Here is a 2,655-nt window from a genome sequence, read left to right as displayed (position 1 = left end):
ATGCCAAGGAGCTGTGCCGCTTTTCCCGTCCTATAAAGCTTCATACTGCACACCCCTATTACAAACAATGACACAAAATATATAAACTTTACGATTTTAACCATTTAGAAAACAGCCCTCGAAGGTCTTGCCGGTATTGGCTATGTCACAGTGGGTCTTATTGGCTTGGCAATTGGTGGCTACTTCCTCTTCGACTGGATATGGCAAACTTGGGGGCTCGGAAAGGAGAACATTGGAAGGCTTTTCAGTGCGGGGTTCATACCAATTATCTACACCCTAATTGGGATAAAGGTCGGTACCGAGCTTACTGGAATCGTTGACAATATGGTTAAAGAGCCCGAGGAGGGAGGGCAATGAACCCGTACTACTTCGCTTCAATAGCGTTGATCCTCATTGGATTTTATGCGGTACTAGTGAAGAGAAACGTCATCAAAATGCTCGTTGGACTCAGCATTATGGAAACCGGGGTCAACTTGCTCCTCATAAGTGTTGGCTATGTCAGCGGGAAAAGTGCACCCATCCTTAGCGAGGGAATAACCCCAGACAAGGCTGTAGATCCGATTCCTCAGGCTTTAGTCCTCACAGCTATCGTTATTGGTGTTGCAACAACTGCACTGGCCTTGAGCGTTGTTATAAACCTCTATGAGAAGTACAAGACCCTTAACGTAGAAGAAATAAGGAGGTTGAGGGGATGAACCAGTACGCTTCACTCCTCATCGCGTTGCCGTTATTTAGTGCATTCTTCATTCCAATACTTAAAAGAATAAGTAAAAACGCAGTAATGCCCTTCCTGGCCTTTGTAACGTTAATACAGACAGGAATTGCCGCTTTAGTGTTCAAAGAAGTTTACACGACTGGAAAGCCCATAATAGTCTTAGCAGGAGGATTTAAGCCTCCCGTTGGAATCAACCTATACATTGGACACTTCGCAGCGCTCTTCGTCCTAGTTATTGCTGCCGTCAGCTTCTTAATGGCACTCTTTAGCATTAAAGCCGTCAGCATTGAGCCGAAGGACAAATATGCAATGCTGTTCCTTCTTCTCATGCTCGGTGCGACGGGTATGATTTCCACTGGAGACATCTTCAACCTCTTCGTCTTCATGGAGATCACTGCAATAAGTGCTTATGCATTGACCGCATATAACAAGACCGGAGAAGCGAGTGAAGCTGCTCTAAAGTACGTTGTCCTCGGAGGAGTCGGATCAAGCTTTTTCCTTGTCGGCATCGCCTTAATTTATGGAAGCCTCGGAACACTCAATATGGCGCACATTGCACAACTGGCAGGGCTGATTAATCCTACAGCTGCCAAAGTTGGACTGGCATTGCTTATCTTTGGACTTGCAGTTGAGGCGGAGCAGTTTCCGCTCAACGCTTGGGCACCAGATGCATATCAAGAAGCCCCACACCCAGTAACAGCAATGTTCTCGGCCTTTGTGGTTAAAGCCTCCCTCTATGCAATTGGAAGGATTTTGTACATCCTCAGTGCCGCAGAGGGATGGAGCTCAATCTTAAGATTGCTGATAATCCTTGGAACGCTTACTGTTATCCTGGGTGAAATGAGCGCCCTAAGGCAGACCAACGTTAAGAGAATGTTTGCCTACTCCAGTATAGCCCAGGTTGGTCTGATTGCCGTTGGTTTAGCCCTTGGAACAGCTGCTGGTGTAAGTGCAAGCGTGTTCCACATGTTTAACCATGCAATAGTCAAAGCCCTTATGTTCTTGGCAGTTGGCTATGTGGCAGTAGAGCTCGGAGGAGCAGAGATAGACAAATTCGAGGGTCTAGGAAAGAGAATGCCAGTGACGGCTTTTGCAATAACAGTTGGTGCCATAAGTATCATAGGTATACCACTCTTCAACGTCTTCTGGAGTAAAATACAGCTTATCCTCGCTGCATTGAATGCACAGTACACTTGGGTGGTTGCGTTAATCCTGGGTGCAAGCTTGGTTGAGGCTACCTATTACATAAGGCTGATACACTCGATATGGTTCAAGGGAGAAGGGGAAAAAGTGAAGGAAAACACAGTGCTGGTATTGGCAATGCTCTTGCTTGCAGCTTTGATAATAGTTGTTGGGATTTACCCAGAACCATTCTGGGACATTATACAGAAAGCAGGAAGTGATATCTTCAACGTTGCCCAATATGTTAAGAACGTTCCTCTAATGGGGCTGTTTTCTAAATGGTTAAAATCGTAAAGTTTATATATTTTGTGTCATTGTTTGTAATAGGGGTGTGCAGTATGAAGCTTTATAGGACGGGAAAAGCGGCACAGCTCCTTGGCATCAGCAAGCCGACACTCCTCAGAAAAATCAAAGCCGGCGAGATTAAAGCATACAGGGTCGGAAAAGAATACAGAATTCCAGAAAGCGAGATTAAAAGACTCCTCGAAGGCAAAATCCCCGACAAGGTCGTCATTTACGCAAGAGTCTCAAGCCGAGACCAAAAACAAGACCTTGAAAGACAGGTCGAATACCTCAAGAACTACTGCGCATCAAAAGGCTACCAAGTTGCAAAAATCATAACAGACATTTCCTCAGGACTGAACGAGAACAGGAAGGGGTTAAAACAGCTCTTCAAACTCATTGAAAGCGGGGAAATAACAAAAGTCGTGATAACTTACAAGGACAGGCTCACCCGCTTTGGATTCAAATACCTTGAG

At 45.4% G+C, this 2,655-nt stretch carries 3 protein-coding genes and 1 pseudogene; all 4 read left to right on the top strand.

Features of this window, described 5'->3' with window-relative positions; all coding sequences use genetic code 11:
* Positions 1 to 120: 120 nt before the first annotated feature.
* Positions 121 to 357, top strand: a pseudogene (locus tag GBV73_RS10965) (cation:proton antiporter); the annotation flags it as partial.
* Positions 354 to 695, top strand: coding sequence for an NADH-quinone oxidoreductase subunit K (locus tag GBV73_RS10960; protein ID WP_152881327.1), 342 nt, complete (start codon positions 354 to 356; stop codon positions 693 to 695). The pseudogene GBV73_RS10965 and the gene GBV73_RS10960, both read left to right, overlap by 4 nt.
* Complete coding sequence (locus GBV73_RS10955) at positions 692 to 2,191, top strand: proton-conducting transporter membrane subunit (protein ID WP_152881325.1); 1,500 nt, start codon at positions 692 to 694, stop codon at positions 2,189 to 2,191. Before GBV73_RS10960 ends, GBV73_RS10955 begins: the two co-directional genes overlap by 4 nt.
* A gap of 44 nt (positions 2,192 to 2,235) precedes the next feature.
* Positions 2,236 to 2,655 (top strand): IS607 family transposase (locus GBV73_RS10950; protein ID WP_152881323.1); only part of this gene is annotated, 420 nt, incomplete at its 3' end.

The sequence above is a fragment of the Thermococcus sp. 101 C5 genome (genome assembly GCF_009372125.1).
GTDB lineage: Archaea > Methanobacteriota_B > Thermococci > Thermococcales > Thermococcaceae > Thermococcus_A > Thermococcus_A bergensis.
Note: the sequence above shows the minus strand (reverse complement) of the source record. Positions and strands in the feature narration are given on the sequence as shown.